The organism is Streptomyces sp. NPDC092370 (genome assembly GCF_044755265.1).
Classification (GTDB): domain Bacteria; phylum Actinomycetota; class Actinomycetes; order Streptomycetales; family Streptomycetaceae; genus Streptomyces.
This window is the reverse complement of record NZ_JBIVQO010000001.1, coordinates 878337-896306: the sequence shown is the minus strand read 5'-3', so window position 1 is coordinate 896306 and position 17970 is coordinate 878337. Positions and strand designations below refer to the sequence as shown.

Annotated in this window: 15 protein-coding genes and 1 pseudogene; 8 read left to right on the top strand and 8 right to left on the bottom strand. The window is 71.6% G+C overall.

Going from position 1 to position 17970, the window contains the following annotated elements:
* Nucleotides 1-105: 105 nt before the first annotated feature.
* The 4 genes and pseudogenes from ACIQHQ_RS04025 to ACIQHQ_RS04010 all read left to right on the top strand — a co-directional run bounded on the left by ACIQHQ_RS04025 (nt 106) and on the right by ACIQHQ_RS04010 (nt 3854).
* Nucleotides 106-774 carry a DUF3105 domain-containing protein gene (locus tag ACIQHQ_RS04025; RefSeq protein WP_402609827.1) on the top strand — a complete coding sequence of 223 codons (669 nt, stop codon included), beginning with the start codon at nt 106-108 and terminating at the stop codon, nt 772-774.
* Nucleotides 771-1391, top strand: coding sequence for a DUF305 domain-containing protein (locus tag ACIQHQ_RS04020; protein WP_402609825.1), 621 nt, complete (start codon nt 771-773; stop codon nt 1389-1391). Before ACIQHQ_RS04025 ends, ACIQHQ_RS04020 begins: the two co-directional genes overlap by 4 nt.
* A 138-nt stretch (nt 1392-1529) precedes the next feature.
* Nucleotides 1530-2021: pseudogene (locus ACIQHQ_RS04015) on the top strand (serine protease); the annotation flags it as partial.
* 78 nt (nt 2022-2099) lie between these two features.
* The gene (locus ACIQHQ_RS04010) at nt 2100-3854 is read left to right on the top strand and encodes an NAD+ synthase (protein WP_402609823.1); all 1755 of its coding nucleotides are present in this window, start codon (nt 2100-2102) and stop codon (nt 3852-3854) included.
* 249 nt (nt 3855-4103) lie between these two features.
* Here the strand turns inward: ACIQHQ_RS04010 and ACIQHQ_RS04005 are convergent, their stop codons facing one another.
* The 4 genes from ACIQHQ_RS04005 to ACIQHQ_RS03990 form a co-directional block, all read right to left on the bottom strand.
* Nucleotides 4104-5321: an MFS transporter gene (locus ACIQHQ_RS04005; protein WP_402609821.1), complete on the bottom strand. Its 1218-nt coding sequence runs from the start codon at nt 5319-5321 to the stop codon at nt 4104-4106.
* 136 nt (nt 5322-5457) lie between these two features.
* Nucleotides 5458-6510: an endonuclease/exonuclease/phosphatase family protein gene (locus ACIQHQ_RS04000; RefSeq protein WP_402609820.1), complete on the bottom strand. Its 1053-nt coding sequence runs from the start codon at nt 6508-6510 to the stop codon at nt 5458-5460.
* A 177-nt stretch (nt 6511-6687) separates the two neighbouring features.
* Nucleotides 6688-7338 carry a TetR/AcrR family transcriptional regulator gene (locus ACIQHQ_RS03995; protein ID WP_402609818.1) on the bottom strand — a complete coding sequence of 217 codons (651 nt, stop codon included), beginning with the start codon at nt 7336-7338 and terminating at the stop codon, nt 6688-6690.
* 69 nt (nt 7339-7407) lie between these two features.
* Complete coding sequence (locus tag ACIQHQ_RS03990; RefSeq protein WP_402609816.1) at nt 7408-9009, bottom strand: MFS transporter; 1602 nt, start codon at nt 9007-9009, stop codon at nt 7408-7410.
* 203 nt (nt 9010-9212) lie between these two features.
* Between ACIQHQ_RS03990 and panB the strand changes: the two genes are divergently transcribed.
* The 3 genes from panB (at nt 9213) to ACIQHQ_RS03975 (ending at nt 12060) form a co-directional block, all read left to right on the top strand.
* The gene (gene panB, locus ACIQHQ_RS03985; protein ID WP_402609814.1) at nt 9213-10088 is read left to right on the top strand and encodes a 3-methyl-2-oxobutanoate hydroxymethyltransferase; all 876 of its coding nucleotides are present in this window, start codon (nt 9213-9215) and stop codon (nt 10086-10088) included.
* A 134-nt stretch (nt 10089-10222) separates the two neighbouring features.
* Nucleotides 10223-11242, top strand: a complete 1020-nt coding sequence (locus ACIQHQ_RS03980; RefSeq protein WP_402609812.1) for an ATP-binding cassette domain-containing protein — start codon at nt 10223-10225, stop codon at nt 11240-11242.
* Entirely contained in the window at nt 11239-12060 is an 822-nt protein-coding gene (locus ACIQHQ_RS03975) for an ABC transporter permease (RefSeq protein WP_402609810.1), read from the top strand. The genes ACIQHQ_RS03980 and ACIQHQ_RS03975 overlap by 4 nt, the downstream gene beginning before the upstream one ends.
* A gap of 20 nt (nt 12061-12080) precedes the next feature.
* Here ACIQHQ_RS03975 and ACIQHQ_RS03970 read toward each other — a convergent pair whose 3' ends face one another.
* Nucleotides 12081-15359 (bottom strand): BTAD domain-containing putative transcriptional regulator, encoded by a 3279-nt coding sequence (locus ACIQHQ_RS03970; RefSeq protein WP_402609808.1) that lies wholly within the window; start codon nt 15357-15359, stop codon nt 12081-12083.
* Nucleotides 15360-15450: 91 nt separating this feature from the next.
* Nucleotides 15451-16050, bottom strand: coding sequence for a DUF6578 domain-containing protein (locus ACIQHQ_RS03965; RefSeq protein WP_402609806.1), 600 nt, complete (start codon nt 16048-16050; stop codon nt 15451-15453).
* Nucleotides 16051-16153: 103 nt separating this feature from the next.
* Here ACIQHQ_RS03965 and ACIQHQ_RS03960 point away from each other — a divergent pair, with 103 nt between their 5' ends.
* The gene (locus tag ACIQHQ_RS03960; RefSeq protein WP_402609804.1) at nt 16154-16954 is read left to right on the top strand and encodes a site-2 protease family protein; all 801 of its coding nucleotides are present in this window, start codon (nt 16154-16156) and stop codon (nt 16952-16954) included.
* Between the two features lie 10 nt (nt 16955-16964).
* Here ACIQHQ_RS03960 and ACIQHQ_RS03955 read toward each other — a convergent pair whose 3' ends face one another.
* A complete protein-coding gene (locus ACIQHQ_RS03955; RefSeq protein ID WP_402609802.1) occupies nt 16965-17144 on the bottom strand; it encodes a hypothetical protein in 180 nt (59 codons plus the stop codon).
* Between the two features lie 72 nt (nt 17145-17216).
* On the bottom strand, nt 17217-17936 hold the full coding sequence (gene npdG, locus ACIQHQ_RS03950) for an NADPH-dependent F420 reductase (protein WP_402609800.1): 720 nt from the start codon (nt 17934-17936) through the stop codon (nt 17217-17219).
* Nucleotides 17937-17970 lie beyond the last annotated feature (34 nt).

The window sequence follows — 17970 nt, the reverse complement described above, 5'->3', positions numbered from 1 at the left end:
GTGCCGTATCGATTCGGCCCATTCCCGCGGCCGCTCTACGAGGCGCCCCGTCTCCCCCACTACGATCAGCCGACCCGACCGTCACTTTCCCCCGAAGGACACCTCATGGGCTCCGCCAACAAGACCGGCACGGACCGCAAGGCGCGCATAGAGGAGATGCGGCGCGCCGAGCAGTCCCGTGAGCGCCGCAACCGGATCCTCACCATCGCTGCCGGCGTGGTGGTCGTCGCCGGTCTCGTCGTCGGCGGCGTCGTGCTCGTGCGGTCCCAGGACGACGACAAGGGCAGTGGTGCCGTGGCGAGTGACTCCTCGGGCAAGGGCAGGTTCGTGACGGGCAAGGACGGCGTGAAGTCCTGGGAGGGGAAGCTGGCCCGCAACCACGTCACCAAGGCCGTGAAGTACGCCTCCGAGCCGCCGGTCGGCGGTGACCACAACCCGGTCTGGATGAACTGCAACGGCGACGTCTACACCGAGCGGCTGAACAACACCAACGCCGTGCACTCGCTGGAGCACGGCGCGGTGTGGGTGACGTACAACGCCGCCGCGAAGAAGGCCGACGTCGACGCGCTCGCGGCGAAGGTGAAGAAGACGCCGTACACGCTGATGAGCCCGGTGGACGACCAGAAGGACCCGATCATGCTCTCGGCGTGGGGCCACCAGCGCACGGTGACGGGCGCGAACGACCCGGACGTGGACGCGTTCTTCGAGAAGTTCGTCCAGGGCGAGCAGACCCCCGAGCCGGGGGCCGCCTGCACGAACGGGCTCTCCAAGTGAGGCACCTCGGACTGATCGCCGGGGCCGCGGCGGCGGCGCTGGTCGCGGCCGGCGCGATCACCTACGCGGTCGCCGGGGACGACGGCGGCAGTGTGACCCCCTCCGCCGAGTCCGCGGACGCCGGGTTCGCGCGGGACATGGCGGTGCACCACCAGCAGGCCGTGGAGATGTCGTACATCGTGCGCGACCGCACCGACGACGAGGAGGTCCGGCGCCTCGCGTACGACATCGCGCAGACGCAGGCCAACCAGCGCGGCATGATGCTCGGCTGGCTCGATCTGTGGGGTCTGCCCAAGGTGTCCTCAAAACCGCCCATGACCTGGATGGACATGGGCGGCATGGCCTCCGGCGAGGACGGTGCGCTGATGCCGGGCATGGCGACCAACTCCGAGATGAAGAAGCTCGGCGAGCTCAGCGGGAAGCGGGCGGAGGTCTTCTACCTCCAGCTGATGACGGACCATCACCAAGGGGGCGTCCACATGGCCGAGGGCTGTGCGGACCGGTGCGCGGTGGGGGTGGAGAAGCGGCTCGCCCAGGGCATGGTGGAGGCACAGCAGTCGGAGATCTCCCTGATGGCGGACATGCTCAAGGAGCGTGGCGCGGCGCCGCGGTCCTAGAGGCAGCCTGCGCGTAAGCCTCGAATCGCCCTTCAGCGCGGCTTCCTGGCTCTTCTCGGCCTCCGTAGAGCGCTTCTTGGGCTGGACCATTTTCTGGCATGAGCGGTTCATCGCGAGAGTGACGTCCGTCGAGTGATGGGTGTCGTACCGGACGCGCCGGCGAAGGCCGACAGCGCGGACGGCAACCGGGTCGTCCCGGACATCGCGGCGATCGCCGACCCCAACACCGGCTTCCTGGTGGGGCAGACGCACACCCTCCCCGACGGCGGGAAGCAGGCCTACAGCGAGTACCGCATCGGCGGGACCTCGCTCGCCGCGCCGACCATCGCGGCCATCCAGGCCCTGGCCCAGGAGGCCCGCGGCGGCAAGGTGATCGGCTTCGCCAGCCCGGCGATCTACGCGAAGTCCGGCTCGGAGGTCTACCACGACGTCACCGACGACCCGACGGGCTCCGGCCTCGCCGTGGCCCGGGTCGACTTCGTGAACGGCTACGACGCCACCGGCGGTCTGGCCACGTCCGTGCGCAGTCTCGGCAAGGACGGCTTCCTCGCGGCCGTGAAGGGCTACGACGACGTCACCGGCGTGGGCTCGCCCGCCCCCGGCTACGTCGAGTCCTACCGGCGCCACTGACCTCCGCGAGGGGACCGGGGTGGTGTGGGGTGACCCACACCACCCCATTGTGTCGCTCTGACGATTACACTGGACGGCGTGCCTCAACTACGTCTCGCCCTGAACCAGATCGACGCCCGCGTGGGCGACCTCGCCGGCAACTCCGAGTCGATCGTCCGCTGGACCCGGCACTCCGCCGAGCAGGGAGCGCATCTCGTGGCGTTCCCGGAGATGGTGCTGACCGGGTATCCCGTCGAGGACCTGGCGCTCAGGTCGTCCTTCGTGGAGGCCTCACGCGCGGCGCTGCGCACTCTCGCCGCGCGCCTGGCCGAGGAGGGCTTCGGAGAGCTGCCGGTGATCGTCGGCTACCTCGACCGCAGCGCGACCGCCCAGCCGAAGTACGGCCAGCCGGCCGGCGCGCCGCAGAACGCGGGCGCGGTGCTGTACGGCGGTGAGGTGGTCCTGAACTTCGCCAAGCACCACCTGCCCAACTACGGCGTGTTCGACGAGTTCCGCTACTTCGTGCCCGGCGACAGCATGCCGGTCCTGCGGGTGCACGGCGTGGATGTCGCCCTGGCCATCTGCGAGGACCTCTGGCAGGACGGCGGCCGCGTCCCCGCCGCCCGTTCGGCGCAGGCGGGCCTGCTGGTCTCGATCAACGCCTCCCCCTACGAGCGCGACAAGGACGACACGCGCCTGGAGCTGGTCCGCAAGCGGGCCCAGGAGGCCGGCTGCACCACGGCGTACCTGGCCATGATCGGCGGCCAGGACGAGCTGGTGTTCGACGGCGACTCGATCGTGGTCGACAAGGACGGCGCGGTCGTGGCCCGGGCGCCGCAGTTCGCCGAGGGCTGTGTGGTCCTGGACCTGGATCTGCCGGCGGCGTCGGCCGACGCCCCGACGGGCGTGGTGGACGACGGCCTGCGTATCGACCGCGTGGTGCTCTCGGAGGAACCGCTGGCCCCCTACGAGCCCGAGCTCACGGGCGGCTACGCGGACCGCCTGGACGACGACGAGGAGGTCTACTCGGCGCTCGTCGTGGGTCTGCGGGCGTACGTCGCGAAGAACGGCTTCACGTCGGTCCTGATCGGCCTGTCGGGCGGTATCGACTCGTCGCTGGTGGCAGCGATCGCGTGCGACGCGGTGGGCCCGCAGAACGTGTACGGGGTGTCGATGCCGTCGAAGTACTCCTCGGACCACTCCAAGGACGACGCGGCCGAACTGGCCCGCCGTACGGGGCTGAACTACCGCACGGTCGCGATCGAGCCGATGTTCGACGCGTACATGGGCTCGCTGGGCCTGACGGGCCTGGCGGAGGAGAACCTCCAGTCGCGTCTGCGCGGCACGCTGCTCATGGCGCTCTCCAACCAGGAGGGCCACATCGTTCTCGCCCCGGGCAACAAGTCGGAACTGGCGGTCGGCTACTCCACGCTCTACGGCGACTCGGTCGGGGCGTACGGCCCCATCAAGGACGTCTACAAGACGTCGATCTTCCGTCTCTCGGAGTGGCGCAACCGGGCCGCCCGGGAGCGCGGCCAGACGCCGCCGATCCCGGAGAACTCCATCACCAAGCCCCCGAGCGCGGAGCTGCGCCCGGGCCAGGTGGACACGGACTCGCTGCCCGACTACCCGGTGCTGGACGCCATCCTTGAGCTGTACGTCGACCGGGACCGGGGCGCGGACGAGATCGTGGCGGCCGGGTACGACCCGGCGCTGGTCGCGAAGACGCTGCGCATGGTCGACACGGCGGAGTACAAGCGGCGGCAGTACCCGCCGGGTACGAAGATCTCGGCGAAGGGGTTCGGGAAGGACAGGCGGCTGCCGATCACGAACGGGTGGCGGGAGTCGCTCTGACGGGCCGGGCCGGGAGTCGCTCCGACGGGCCGGGCCGGGAGTCGCTCCGACGGGCTGGGCCGGGAGTCGCTCCGACGGGCTGGGAAGGAAGGACTTGATGGGCAGGTGAATACGTGCCCATGGTGAGGTCGTGGCCGACGGCCTCTTCGAAGCCCTGACCGACCCCACGCGTCGCACCGTCCCGGACGGGCTCTGGACGGCGGCGGCCCGCGGGATCTCGTCCCCCGGGCCGCCGCACGCCGAAAGCCGTCAGCGGTGTACCGCTTCCGCCTTCTGCGGGACGTGGCTCGCCACGATCCGCTCGCGTCCGGCGACCGGCGCCCGGCGGCGGTCCACCGCCCAGGCCAGGGACGCCACGACCAGACCGAGGACGGCCAGGGCCACGCCGGCCGTGGCCGGGGAGGTGACGCCGAAGCCCGCGGCCAGGGCGAGGCCGCCGATCCAGGCGCCGCCGGCGTTGGCCAGGTTGAAGGCGGCCTGGTTGGCCGAGGAGGCCAGGGACGGGGCCGAGGAGGCCTTCTCCATGACCATCAGCTGGAGCGGGGAGCCGGTGGCGAAGGCCGCCATGCCGAGCAGGATCACGGCCACGGCGGCTGTGAGCTCCGTGCGCATCAGCAGCGGGAACAGCGCAAGGACCGCCACCAGCGAGGTGAGACCGCCGAACAGGGTGCCCCGCAGGGAATGGTCGGCCAGGCGGCCGCCCAGCAGGTTGCCGGCGGTCGCGCCGACGCCGAACAGCGCCAGCAGCAGGGTGACGCTGGCGTCGGCGTAACCGGCGGCGTCCGTGAGCATCGGCGTGATGTAGCTGTAGGCCGCGAAGAGGGCGCCGAAGCCCGCCACGGTGGTGCCGAGCGACAGCCAGACCGGCAGGGAGCGCAGGGCGGCGAGTTCGCCGCGCAGGCCCGCGGCGGTGGTGTGCTGGTGGTCCTGCGGGACGAGGAAAGCGAGCGCGGCGATCGCCGCCAGGCCGATGGCGCTGACGCCGAGGAAGGTCGCCCTCCAGCCGAGGTGCTGGCCCATGAGGGTCGCGACCGGCACGCCGACGACGTTCGCGACCGTCAGGCCGAGGAACATCAGCGAGACCGAGCGCGCCTTGCGCTCGGGGGCGACCATGTTCGTCGCGACGACGGCGCCCACGCCGAAGAAGGCGCCGTGCGGCAGGCCGCTCAGGAAGCGGGCGGCCAGCAGCCAGCCGTTGTCGGGCGCGAGGGCCGACAGGGCGTTGCCCACCACGAACAGACCCATCAGGCCGATCAGGACCGTGCGACGGGACATCTTCGCGGTGACCGCGGCCAGCAGCGGGGCGCCGATGACGACGCCCAGCGCGTACGCCGACACCAGGTGGCCGGCGCTGGGTATCGAGATGTTCAGGTCGTCCGCGACATCGGGCAGCAGCCCCATCATCACGAACTCGGTCGTACCGATGCCGAAGGCGCCCACGGCGAGGGCGAGCAGGGCCAGGGGCATGAAGGAGCCTTTCGAGACTTGCTTGGAGATCCGTACGCGTATGTTCAAGTACGGAACAAAGTCTCGCAGGCGCACTGTTCCACGCGGCGACGCCGCAGCTGCCGATATCTGCTGAAAGAGCCCTGACCAGCGGTTTTCAGGAACCGCTTGTGGCGACCCTCACACGGGCCGCGACCGGCAGATGGTCGCTGCCCGTCCGCGGGAGGGTCCACGAGCTCTCCGGCGTCAGGCCCCGGACCATGATCTGGTCGATGCGTGCCATCGGGAACGACGCGGGCCAGCTGAAACCGAACCCGTTGCCGGCCGCGCCCTGCGTGGAGCGCATCTGGGAGGTGACGGCGTTGAGCGCCCGGTCGTTCATGGTGCCGTTCAGGTCGCCGAGCAGGACCACGTTCTTCAGCGGTTCGTGGGCGATGGCCTCGCCGAGGTAGTCGGCGCTGCGGTCACGCTGCCGGGCCGTGAAGCCGGCCTCCATCTTCACCCGCACCGACGGCAGATGGGCGACGTAGACCGCGACCTGCCCGGCCGGGGCGGTCACGGTGGCGCGCATCGCGCGGGTCCAGCCCATGTCGAGGTCGACGTCCCGGACGCCGGTCAGCGGGTACTTGCTCCACACGCCGACCGTGCCCTGCACCGAGTGGTAGCGGTACGTCGACGCCAGCGCCTTCTCGTACGTCGGGACCGCGGCCGGCGACAGCTCCTCCAGCGCCAGCACGTCGGCGCCGGAGGCCGCCACGTCACGTGCGGTGCCCGACGGATCCGGGTTGTCGGCGTTGACGTTGTGGGTGACCACGGTGAGGTCACCGCCGGTCGCGGTCTTGTCGCTGAGCTGGCCGCCGAAGAGGTTCAGCCAGACCACGCACGGCAGCACCACCGCGATCAGCGCGGTCGCGGACCTGCGCACCAGCGCGAGGACGAACAGCAGGGCGACCGGGATACCCAGCCAGGGCAGGAACGTCTCGATGAGGCTGCCCAGGTTGCCGATCCTGTTCGGGATGCGCGAGTGCAGCCCCATGACCAGGGCCAGCAGCACCGCGCACCCGGCCACGATCAGCCCGCGGCGCCAGATCCGCGGATCGCCGCGCCAGGGGCCCGCCAGCCGGTCGAACAGGCGCCGAAGCCGGGTTCCCTGGTGCTCGGGACCCGAGCCGCCGTTGTCCGTCTCCGTCATGTACGCCTGCTGCGCCATACCGTCGCCTCACTGCCTGCCGTGCACACCATCGCCCCCGTGTCCTTACGACCCTAGGGGATGATCCGTTCCGTTCCCGCCGTCCCTCGACGGCCGTACGGGGGCGATGACGTTCGAGTCCCCGCGGCGAGTTCCGCTCACGCCCGCTGAAAGCGCCACTGTGACGAAACGCGCACACTAGGGCCTGCTGGAGACCGAACTGACGGGTGGTGAGCTGTCGGGCCGCAGCCCTTCGAGCAGGGTGTCGACTATCTGCTCGGCGAGGTCGTCGGGGAGGTCGGAGTCCGGGCGCAGCACGGCGCGCACGAGCATCGGGCCGACGAACAGGTCGTTCAGCAGTTCGAGATCGAGGTCCGCGCGCAGTTCACCGTTCTCCTGACCGCGCCTCAGGACCTCCAGGCCGAGCCGGCGGCGCGGGGCGATGACGGTGGCGTGGTACGCCGCCCAGAGCTTCGGACTGCTCTTCATCTGGGCCTGGACGCTGTGCAGGATCGCCGAGGAGCGGTTGGCCAGGCCGCGCCGGCGCACCTGCTCCAGCAGGACCACGAGGTCGTCGCGCAGCGAGGTGCCGGGCAGCGGCGGGTCCGGCGGCTCGGCGGTGCGCACGACGTCGACGAAGAGTTCCTCCTTGCCGCTCCAGCGGCGGTAGATGGTGGCCTTGCCGACCCCGGCGGTGCGGGCGATGCGCTCGATGGACAGCTCCGCCAGGGGCACGCCCTCCTCCAGGAGCTTCATCACGGCCTCGATGATGGCGCCCTCGACGGCCTCGCTTCTGGGGCGGCCCCTCCCGGGGCCGTCGTGCGGGGGGTGCCGTTCGGCGAGGCTCACGTCGCTGCGTCCTTTCCTGACCGGGTGGAGACCGTTCCTTGCTGCGCGGGAGTGAATTCTCCCGCAGGCCTACGACCTGGTGTGCGAAAACTCCTCTTCCCCCTCCGTCCCCTGGGACGCCGACGGCTTGCCCGGCAGGAACAGCGCCACGACGACCGCGCCGGCCAGGGCGACGCCCGCGCCCCACAGGGCGGTGATGTGCATCGCGTGCAGGAACGCGTCGTAGGCCGGGGCGACCAGGGACTCGCCCCGCGGGCCCAGCCCGGCCGCGACACCGAGGGTGGCTTCGATGGACTCCCCCGCGGTGTGGCGCAGGGCCGGGGGCAGCGCGCCGAGTTCGTCCTCGATGCTCGTGCGGTACGCCGTGGACAGCACCGAGCCGAGGACCGCGACGCCGAGGGCGCCGCCGACCTGCCGGAAGGTGTTGCTGAGCGCGGAGGCGGAGCCGGCCTTCTCGCGGGGCAGGGCCTGCATGATGACGACGCTGACCGGCGTCATGATGTGCGCCATGCCGGCACCCATCAGGAAGAAGATCACTTCCAGGATCCAGATGGGCGTGTCACCGTCCAGGGTGGCGAAGGCGGCCAGCATGGCGGCGATGACGAGCAGTCCTCCCGCGGTCGTGGCCTTGTTGCCGAAGCGGTCGACCACCAGCCGGGCGCGCGGCGCGAAGATCAGCTGGGAGGCGGCCAGCGGCAGCATCAGCAGACCGGTCTGCAGCGGCGAGTAGCCGCGCACGCTCTGCGTGTAGAAGACGGAGAAGAAGGTCACGCCCATCAGCGCGAAGAAGACCAGCGCGATGGCGGCGATGGCGGCCGAGAAGGCCTTGCTCCGGAAGTACGTGACGTCTATCGACGGATGGTCGCTGCGCTTTTCGAACACGACGAACGCGACGAGCACGGCGAGACCGGCCCCGATGGAGGACAGCACGGTGACGTCGGTGAAGTCGGCGTGCTGGCCGCCCTCGATGATGCCGTAGACGAGCAGGACCAGGCCGACAACGGACAGCACCACGCCGACGGGGTCGACCCGGCCGGGGTTCGGGTCACGCGAGTCGGGCACCAGCCAGAGCATCAGCGCGAGCGCGAGCAGCACGATCGGCACGTTGACGAGGAAGACCGAGCCCCACCAGAAGTGCTCCAGCAGCACGCCGCCGGTGATCGGGCCGATGGCGACGGCGAGGCCGACGCCGCCCGCCCAGATGCCGATGGCCTTCGGCTGCTCCTCGCGCTCGAAGACGTTCATGAGGACGGCGAGGGTGGCGGGCATGACGAACGCGGCGCCCAGTCCCATCACGGCCCGGAAGGTGATCAGCTCGCCCGGCGAGCCGGAGAACGCGGCGAACGCGGAGCCGATGCCGAACACCGCGAGACCGCCGAGCAGCACCTTCTTGCGTCCGAGCCGGTCACCGAGCAGCCCCGCGGTGAACAGCAGGCCCGCGAAAACGAGGGTGTAGGCGTTGATCGCCCACTCCAGCTGGCTCTGCGTGGCGCCCAAGCCGGTGGGGGCCGGGGTGGAGATCGTCTTGATGGCGACGTTCAGGATCGAGTTGTCGAGCACGACGATCAGCAGGCTCAGCATCAGCACGCCGAGGATCGCCCAGCGGCGCCGGTGCACCGCTTCCGGTACGCGGGGGCCGGTGGGGGCGGCCGGGTCGGCAGAGGTAGTCATGCGGTCGAGCCTAGAACCATTCCGATACGATACCGTCTCGTATCGGAATACTCCCACCCGTCTCTTCATACAGCACCCGCTTGGGGAACCCGGGGAGGAACTCACAGGGGCTCCCCTAGCCCTCGGTGGCACGAGGTGCCACCATGGACGTGGTCCGGGGACGCCGTCAGGGCGCCTCGAGATGACGTGTTAGGAGCCGTGTAATGACGCAGCTTCCGGCTGCCCAGACTGCTCGGGCGAAGTCCTCCGACAGCGGCAAGGCGCTGTACGGGGGCAAGGGCACCCGCCGTATCACCGTGCGCGACATCGCCGCCGCCAAGGAGCGCGGCGAGAAGTGGCCGATGCTCACCGCGTACGACGCGATGACGGCGTCCGTCTTCGACGAGGCCGGCATCCCGGTGATGCTCGTCGGCGACTCGGCGGGCAACTGCCACCTCGGGTACGAGACGACCGTGCCCGTCACCCTCGACGAGATGACGATGCTGTCGGCGGCGGTCGTCCGGGGCACCTCGCGCGCCCTGATCGTCGGCGACCTGCCCTTCGGGTCCTACCAGGAGGGTCCGGTGCAGGCGCTGCGCTCGGCGACCCGGCTGGTGAAGGAGGCGGGCGTGCAGGCCGTGAAGCTGGAGGGGGGCGAGCGGTCGCACGAGCAGATCCGGCTGCTCGTCGAGTCCGGCATCCCGGTCATGGCGCACATCGGGCTGACCCCCCAGTCGGTCAACGCGATGGGCTACCGCGTGCAGGGGCGCGGCGAGGAGGCGGCCCAGCAGTTGCTGCGGGACGCGAAGGCCGTACAGGACGCGGGCGCGTTCGCGGTGGTGCTGGAGCTGGTACCCGCGGAGCTGGCCGCCGAGGTGACGCGGGTGCTGCACATCCCGACCGTCGGCATCGGGGCGGGCCCCGAGACCGACGCGCAGGTGCTGGTCTGGACGGACATGCTGGGTCTGACCGGCGGGCGGATGCCGAAGTTCGTGAAGCAGTACGCCAACCTGCGCGAGGTCATGGGTGACGCCGTGAAGGCGTTCGCGGACGAGGTCGTCGGCGGAACGTTCCCGCAGGACGAGCACTCCGTCCACTAGAGCCACAGCGGTACCACGGACAGCCCGTCGATCGTCCCCCGTCGACGGGCTGTCCCCCTTTCCGGAAACCACCGGCGGCGGGCTATCGGTGATCTGTCGGCGCTTTGTCGGTGGCGCCTGAGACCGTCTGTCCCATGACGCGAATCGACAATCAGACCAGCGGCGCCGCTGTGACCGTGCGGGGGCTGGTGAAGCACTACGGGGAGACCAAGGCTCTGGACGGGGTCGACCTGGAGGTGCGGGAGGGCACCGTGATGGGGGTGCTCGGGCCGAACGGGGCCGGCAAGACGACCCTCGTGAGGATCCTTTCCACGCTGCTCGCGCCCGACTCGGGGCAGGCCACGGTGGCCGGGTACGACGTCGTACGGCAGCCGCGGCAGCTGCGCCGGGTGATCGGCCTCACCGGGCAGTACGCCTCCGTCGACGAGAAGCTCCCCGGCTGGGAGAACCTGTACATGATCGGGCGGCTGCTCGACCTGCCCCGCAAGGAGGCACGCGCGCGTGCCGACGAACTGCTGGAGCGGTTCTCGCTGACGGAGGCCGCCAAGCGGCCCGCGAGCACCTACTCCGGCGGTATGCGGCGGCGGCTCGACCTGGCCGCCTCGATGATCGGGCGGCCCGCCGTCCTCTTCCTCGACGAACCGACCACCGGGCTCGACCCGCGCACCCGAAACGAGGTGTGGGACGAGGTGAAGGCCATGGTCGGCGACGGCGTGACGGTGCTGCTGACCACGCAGTACATGGAGGAGGCCGAGCAGCTCGCCTCCGAGCTGACCGTCGTGGACAAGGGCAAGGTCGTCGCGGGCGGGGGCATCGAGGAACTCAAGGCCAAGGTCGGCGGGCGGACCCTGCGGATCCGGCCGGCCGACGCCCTGCACCTGCGGCCGCTCGCCGCGCACCTGGACGACCTCGGCATCACCGGGCTCGCGACCACCACCGTGGACAGCGCCTCCGGGACCCTCCTCGTACCGATCCTCAGCGACGAGCAGCTGACGGCCGTCGTCGGTGCCGTCACAACCCGCGGCGTCACGCTCGCCGCCGTCACCACTGAACTTCCCAGCCTGGACGAGGTGTTCCTGTCCCTCACCGGCCACCGCGCCAGCGCACCGCAGGACACCGTGCCCACCGAGGACCGCGAAGAGGTCGCCGTATGAGTGCCGCCACCGTTTCCCACCCCTCGACGACCGACGACGCCCGGATCACCCTGCGCGGGCACCTGCGGCACACCAGTGCCCTCGTCCGCCGCAACCTGCTGTGGATCCGCCAGGACCCGGAGTCGATGGCCGACGCGCTGCTGATGCCGGTCATCTTCACCCTGCTGTTCGTGTTCGTGTTCGGCGGCTCGATCGGGCAGGCGCTCGGCGGCGGGCAGGACCAGTACGTCCAGTACGTCATCCCCGGCATGATCGCGATGATGAGCATGACGCTCTCCCAGGGCGTCGGCACCGGCTTCAGCCAGGACTTCAACTCCGGTGTCATGGACCGCTTCCGGTCCCTGCCCATCGGCCGGGGCTCGGTGCTGTTCGCGAAGATCTCGGTGGAACTGCTGCGGATGATGTTCGCGACCGCCGTGCTGATGATCGTCGCCGTCGCCGTCGGATTCGAGATCACGAACTGGCCCGGGCTGTTCGCGACCGTGGCCCTGTCCACGGCCTTCGCCTCGTCGATCATGTGGGTGTTCCTCACCCTCGGCGTGATCATGAAGAGCGCGCAGTCCGTGCAGGCGATGGGCTTCCTGGTGCTGTTCCCGCTGCAGTTCGGCTCGTCGATCTTCGCGCCGACGACGTCGATGCCGGGCTGGCTCAAGGCGTTCACCGACTACAACCCGCTGTCCACGCTCGCGGACGCCTCGCGCGGTCTGATGGTGGGCGGGCCGGTCGCGCACGACCTGTGGGTGACGCTCGGCTGGTCCGTGGCGATCACGGCTGTGATGGCGCCGGTCGCCATCCACAAGTTCCGGACCAAGAGCTGACCGAACGCGCCCTGACCGCGTCAGACGAGGGCGGCGGCCTCCTCCAGGGAGAGGCCGCCGCCCTCGGCGTACGCGGCCTCGTACGCCGGGTCGCCGAGGACCGCACGCGCGCGTCGTTCCGCCCGCTCGCGGGCCTCGCGCTCCTGCCGCTGGGCGACGTGGCAGGGTGGCAGCAGCGCGTCGAAGGCACCCAGGCAACGGGCCGCGTCCACGGCGCGCGGCCCGCCGTCGAGGCCGGCCAGGGCCCAGGCACCGATGATCAGGTACCCCGAGCGCATATGGGGCGTGATGGCCTCGGACAGCGGGTCGGCGGCCCGCTCCAGCGCCTTGCGGATCCGGTCCAGGCACTCCTCGTACCGTCCCTCCGTGGCGTCCAGCCACGCCTCCGCGCCGAGGATGTAGGCGTCGAAGACGATGAAGTGGGCGATCCGGAAGTCCTGCCGCAGGCGCCGCAGATGCTCACGCGCCTCCGGGACGCGGCCCGTCACGCCGAGCCGGCCGGCCAGGAAGAGGCGGGCGGCGGGCATGGCCTCGTTGTGCGAGTCCTCGTGCTGGGCGATCACCTCGCGCAGCAGCCGCTCGCCGCGTTCGCCCTCGCCCGCCTCCAGCAGCGCGCTGCCCAGCCGGGCGCCGAGGACGGCCGCCTGGGCGCGGGCGCCGAGGTGCTCGGCGTGCCCGACGGCCGCCTCGTAGTCGGCGGCCGCCCTCACGTAATCGCCCTTGCGTTCGCGGGCCTCGGCGCGCGCGGAGAGGGCCTCGGCGGTGCCCCAGGCGTCGCCGAGGCGCCGGTAGATCTCCAGCGACTCGTCGGCGTCACGGGCGGCGTCCCCCTCCCAGTCGGCGCGGTTGGCGAGGAAGTTGGCCCGCATCTGGAGGCCGGAGGCCAGCTCCCATTCAAAGCCGGGGGTCTCCCGGCAGGTGCGGATGGAGGCGTCGATGATGACGCGCAGCCGGTCCATGTCGCCGGTCAGCATCACGGCGAAGAACCAGAGCAGGCCGGGAAGCCGGCAGTTCTGCGGGAGGCCGGGTTCGTAGGTCCGGGCGATGGTCCGCAGCTTCTGCTGGGACCGCGGGTTCTGCCAGGCGTCCAGTTCGGTGTCCATGCAGGCGAGATGGGCCAGGTGGATCCCGCGCCGGGCCTCCCACAAGATTTCGCCGGTCATCGGGGGCGGGGCGTCGGTGCAGCGCTTCCAGACCGCGGTGGCGGGACGGACCGGCTCCGTGAAGGGGTCGGGGCCGAGCGCCATGACCTCGCCGTACCAGTTGCGGGCCTCGATGCGCAGGTCGCGCATGTGCCAGTACCAGACGAGGGACAGCGCCAGGCACAGCGCCTCCTGCTCGTCGCGCAGGGCGACGGCGTGACGCAGGGCGGTGCGCAGGTTCTCGTACTCCCGCTCCAGCCGGTGGATGGCGGCGAGCTGGCCGGAGCCGCGCAGCAACGGGTCGGTCGTGCGGGCGAGTTCACGGAAGTACGTCAGGTGGGCGCGCTCGACGTCGGCGCGCTGCCCGGACTCGTCCAGCCGTTCGGCGGCGTATTCCGCGACGGTCTCCAGCAGCCGGTAACGCATCTCCCCGTCGGCGGGCCCGCCGGGCGGGGCGGCGACGACCAGGGAGCGGTCGACGAGAGAGCCGAGCGCCTCCAGCGCGACCGGTCCGCACACCGCCTCGGCCGCGGGCAGGTCACAGCCGCCGGCGAACACCGACAGCCGCCGCAGGACGTCCCGTTCGTCCTCGTCGAGCAGATCCCAGGACCAGTCGACGACGGCTCTGAGGGTCTGCTGGCGGGGCAGCACGGTGCGACTGCCGGAGGTGAGGAGGCGGAAGCGGTCGTCGAGCCGGTCGGCGATCTGGCGGGGAGTGAGCATCCGCAGCCGGGCGGCGGCGAGTTCGATGGCCAGCGGCAGTCCGTCGAGACGCCGGCAGATCTCGGCACACGCCTCGGGATCGTCCTCGATCCGGAAGCCGGGCCGGGCCGCCGCGCCCCGGTCGGCGAGCAGCCGCAGCGCGACCGGCTCGGGCAGCGGCTCCACCGGGCGCAGCAACTCCCCCGGCACCCCGAGCGGTTCACGGCTGGTGGCCAGGACGGTGAGGTCCGGGCAGCGCGCCAGCAGCTCTTCGGTGAGCCGGGCGGCGGCGTCGGCCACGTGCTCGCAGTTGTCGAGGATCAGCAGCGTGTGCGGTCGGGAACAGTGTTCGGCGAGCCGCTCGACGGGGTCGTCGAGCCGGTCGGCGACGGCCGCCCGGATGCCCTCGGCGCCGGCTCCGTAGAGCACGGTCTCGCGGGCCCCGACGGCGGTGAGCACGGCCTCGGGCACGGCGGCGGGGTCGTCGACCGGGGCGAGTTCGGCGAGCCACACGCCCCCGGGCATGGCCTGCCGTACGGTCTCGGCGGCCTCCTGCGACAGCCGGGTCTTCCCCGCGCCGCCGGGCCCGAGCAGGGTGACCAGCCGGGCCGCGGCGAGATCCCCGCGGATGGCCTCGATGTCGGTCTCCCGGCCGATGAACGAGGTGAGGCGGGCCCGGAGATTCCCGGCGGACCTGCCCGGCCCCTCGGCGGCGGGTGCGGATGCGGGCGTGTCCTCCAGGCGGAGCAACTGGGCGTGCAGGGATCGCAGTTCCGGCCCCGGGTCGGCTCCGAGACGGTCGGCGAGCAGACGCCGCACGTCCTCGTAGGCGTCCAGTGCCTCCGCCGTGCGGCCGGACTCCCGCAGGGCGCGCAGGCGCAGGGCCTGGAGGGGCTCGTCCAGGGGGTGGCCGTCGCACAGCGCGGTCAGCTCCGGCAGGGACTGCTCGGCCAGGCCGAGGGCGAGGGCGGCGGTGTGACGGGCGCGCAGCACGTCCAGGCGGCGGGTGTCCCAGCGGGCCGCCTCAGCGGTGCGGTCGGGCAGGTCGGCGAGGGCCGGGCCGTGCCACAAGGCGAGGGCGTCGTCGAGGACCACGGCGGCCTTGGCGGGGTCGCCGTCGGCCAGCGCCCGCCGCCCTTCGCCGGCCAGCCGCTCGAACCGGTGCAGGTCGACGTCGTCGGGCGCGGCCGTGAGCCGGTACCCGCCCTCCGCGGAGGCCACGGCGTCCGGCCCGAGCGTCCGCCGCAACCGCCCCACCAGTGCCTGCAGCGCGCCCGGCGCGTCGGTGGGCGGGTCCGCGCCCCACACCTCGTCGACGAGCACCCCCGTAGGCACGGTGCGTCCCGCCCATAACGCGAGCACGGTCAGCAGCGCACGCAACCGCGCCCCACCGACCGAAACGACCGTCCCGTCGGTGCGGAGCGCCTGCGTGGTGCCGAGGATGCGGTAGTGCACGGGTTCATTGTCTCCGGGGATACGGGGGCGGGTCACGGCGGTTGACGGCGCGGCGGGCGTTCAGGGGGCGGTGCCGGAAGCAGGCGCGGCGTCAGGATCCTCGGCGGCGCCGGGCCCGGCCGGCCGGAGGGGAGAGCCGGGAGTCCGTGCCCGGCACGTTCAAGGTCACCACCACCCCCGATTCACGCGAGTACCGTCCCCTCCCGTCCGCCGACGGCTCCGTCTCGGTCTCCGCGAACCGCTTCGGGCACCGGTCCACCGTCCGCAGCCCGCGCTCCCCCCGCACGGGCTCGTAGGAGCGCGAGCCCGGCGCCGTCTCGGCCCAGGTCTGGGTCAGCACCTGCACGGCCCGCACGCGGCCGCGGGCCTCGGGCCAGTTCGCGCCATGCCGCTCCACGCACAGCAGCCCGACCGCCCGGGTCCCGCCCCCCGGTTCCGGGCGCCGGTCCTCCTCGGCGTCCGGGTCCGCTCCCAGGGCCACCGGGAGGCCCGTCTCCTCCCGGACCATCCGCACCCCACCCACGTGTTCCACGGGCCCTGCGATCTTCGTGAGCTGGTCGCGCCAGCCGCCGCCCAGCACGGTGTCCGGGGCCAGGAGCAGCAAGGGCCAGCTCACCTCGTCCCCCACCGAGAACGGCGTGCCGCAGCACTCCATCTGCCAGTCCTCGTAGTACACGTGCCAGAGCCCCATGCGCCCACCCTCCCCGGAACCGACCGCCCGCGCGAGACGTTTTTCACCTGCGCCCAGTACTGTCGGGCCGTCCCACCCCGTGTCGATGAGTGCAGGGAGCCCCATGACCACCGCCATCACCCGCCACAGCGAGCGGCGGATCAGTCCCGTCTTCGTCGGGATCCTCGCCGTGACGGCGGTCACGGGATGGGCGACCTGGACCGGGTTCGCCGAGCAGCCCGGCGTCGCCGTGTTCCTGTTCGTGACGGCGGCATGGATCGTCTCGCTGTGCCTGCACGAGTACGCGCACGCGCGCACCGCCCTGCACAGCGGCGACATCTCGGTCGGCGCGAAGGGCTATCTGACCCTGAACCCGCTCAAGTACACACACGCGCTGCTCAGCATCGTGCTCCCCGTGATCTTCGTGATCATGGGCGGGATCGGACTGCCCGGCGGCGCCGTGTTCATCGAGCGGGGGCGGATCCGGGGGCGCTGGAAGCACAGCCTGATCTCGGCGGCGGGCCCGCTGACGAACGTGCTGTTCGCCGTCGTGTGCACCGCCCCGTTCTGGCTGGACGCGCTGGACGGTGTGCCGAACGACTTCCGCTTCGCGCTGGCCTTCCTGGCTCTGCTCCAGGTGACGGCCGCGCTGCTGAACTTCCTGCCGGTGCCGGGCCTGGACGGCTACGGCGTGATCGAGCCCTGGCTGTCGTACGGCATCCGGCGCCAGGTGGAGCCGTTCGCGCCGTTCGGTCTGCTCTTCGTGTTCGCGCTGCTGTGGCTGCCGGCGGTGAACGGCGTCTTCTTCGACGTGGTCGACACGATCCTGAAGTCTCTCGGGATCAGCGACTTCGAGACGTACTGCGGTCAGGAGCTGTACCGCTTCTGGCAGGGCTCGAACGAGTTCTGCTCGGCGGCCCCCTGACGGGCGCGCGTCAGCCGGTGACGGACTTCCGCTGCTTGGCGCGCCTGGCGTAGTACCAGCACATGTTGGACGACAGGCCCGCCAGCAGCACCCACACGATCCCCAGGAAGCTGCCCCGTGTGAAGGAGACGACGGCGGCGGCCACGGAGAGGACGCAGACGATCAACGCGTAGAGGGCGAGGCGGGGCATGGGGTCGACTCCTGTCGGGGGACACTGCGGCACTGCTGCTGCCGTCCAGTGTCCCCCATGGACCTCACCGGCTCACACGTCGGTGACGCGCAGCCCCGCGTGCGCCTTGTACCGGCGGTTGACGGAGATCAGGTTCGCCACCAGCGACTCCACCTGGTGGGCGTTGCGCAGCCGCCCGGCGAAGATCCCGCGCATCCCGGGGATCCGCCCGGCCAGGGCCTGGACGGTCTCGACGTCCGCCCGCACCTCGCCGAGCACCATCACGTCGGTGTCGATCTCGTCGATCTCCGGGTCCTGGAGCAGGACCGCGGACAGGTGGTGGAAGGCGGCCGTGACCCGGGAGTCCGGGAGCAGGGCGGCGGCCTGCTCGGCGGCGCTGCCCTCCTCGGGCTTGAGCGCGTAGGCGCCCTTCTTGTCGAAGCCGAGCGGGTTGACGCAGTCGACGACGAGCTTGCCGGCCAGTTCCTCGCGCAGGGACGCGAGGGTCTCGCCGTGGCCGTCCCACGGCACGGCGACGATCACGATGTCGCTGCGGCGCGCGGTCTCGGCGTTGTCCGCGCCCTCGACTCCGTGGCCGAGCTCCTCCGCGGCGTCCCGGGCGCGCTCGGCCGCCCGCGAGCCGATGATCACCTTCTGTCCGGCCTTGGCGAGCCGGTAGGCCAGGCCCTTGCCCTGCGGCCCGGTTCCGCCGAGCACCCCGACCACGAGTCCGGAGACGTCGGGCAGGTCCCAGGGGTCCTTGGCGGGCGCCTTCTGGGGGGTGTCGGTGGCAGCACTGTCGGTAGAGGTCATGGCCCCGACTCTACGACCGTGCCGCCGCCTCCCT

Coding starts and splice junctions, on each gene's coding strand:
- ACIQHQ_RS04025 (WP_402609827.1), top strand. CDS start 106: ATGGGCTCCGCCAACAAGACCGGCACGGACCGCAAGGCGCGCATAGAG.
- ACIQHQ_RS04005 (WP_402609821.1), bottom strand. CDS start 5,321: ATGCCCCTGGCCCTGCTCGCCCTCGCCGTGGGCGCCTTCGGCATCGGT.
- ACIQHQ_RS04000 (WP_402609820.1), bottom strand. CDS start 6,510: ATGGCGCAGCAGGCGTACATGACGGAGACGGACAACGGCGGCTCGGGT.
- ACIQHQ_RS03990 (WP_402609816.1), bottom strand. CDS start 9,009: ATGACTACCTCTGCCGACCCGGCCGCCCCCACCGGCCCCCGCGTACCG.
- panB (WP_402609814.1), top strand. CDS start 9,213: ATGACGCAGCTTCCGGCTGCCCAGACTGCTCGGGCGAAGTCCTCCGAC.
- ACIQHQ_RS03980 (WP_402609812.1), top strand. CDS start 10,223: ATGACGCGAATCGACAATCAGACCAGCGGCGCCGCTGTGACCGTGCGG.
- ACIQHQ_RS03975 (WP_402609810.1), top strand. CDS start 11,239: ATGAGTGCCGCCACCGTTTCCCACCCCTCGACGACCGACGACGCCCGG.
- ACIQHQ_RS03965 (WP_402609806.1), bottom strand. CDS start 16,050: ATGGGGCTCTGGCACGTGTACTACGAGGACTGGCAGATGGAGTGCTGC.
- ACIQHQ_RS03960 (WP_402609804.1), top strand. CDS start 16,154: ATGACCACCGCCATCACCCGCCACAGCGAGCGGCGGATCAGTCCCGTC.
- ACIQHQ_RS03955 (WP_402609802.1), bottom strand. CDS start 17,144: ATGCCCCGCCTCGCCCTCTACGCGTTGATCGTCTGCGTCCTCTCCGTG.
- npdG (WP_402609800.1), bottom strand. CDS start 17,936: ATGACCTCTACCGACAGTGCTGCCACCGACACCCCCCAGAAGGCGCCC.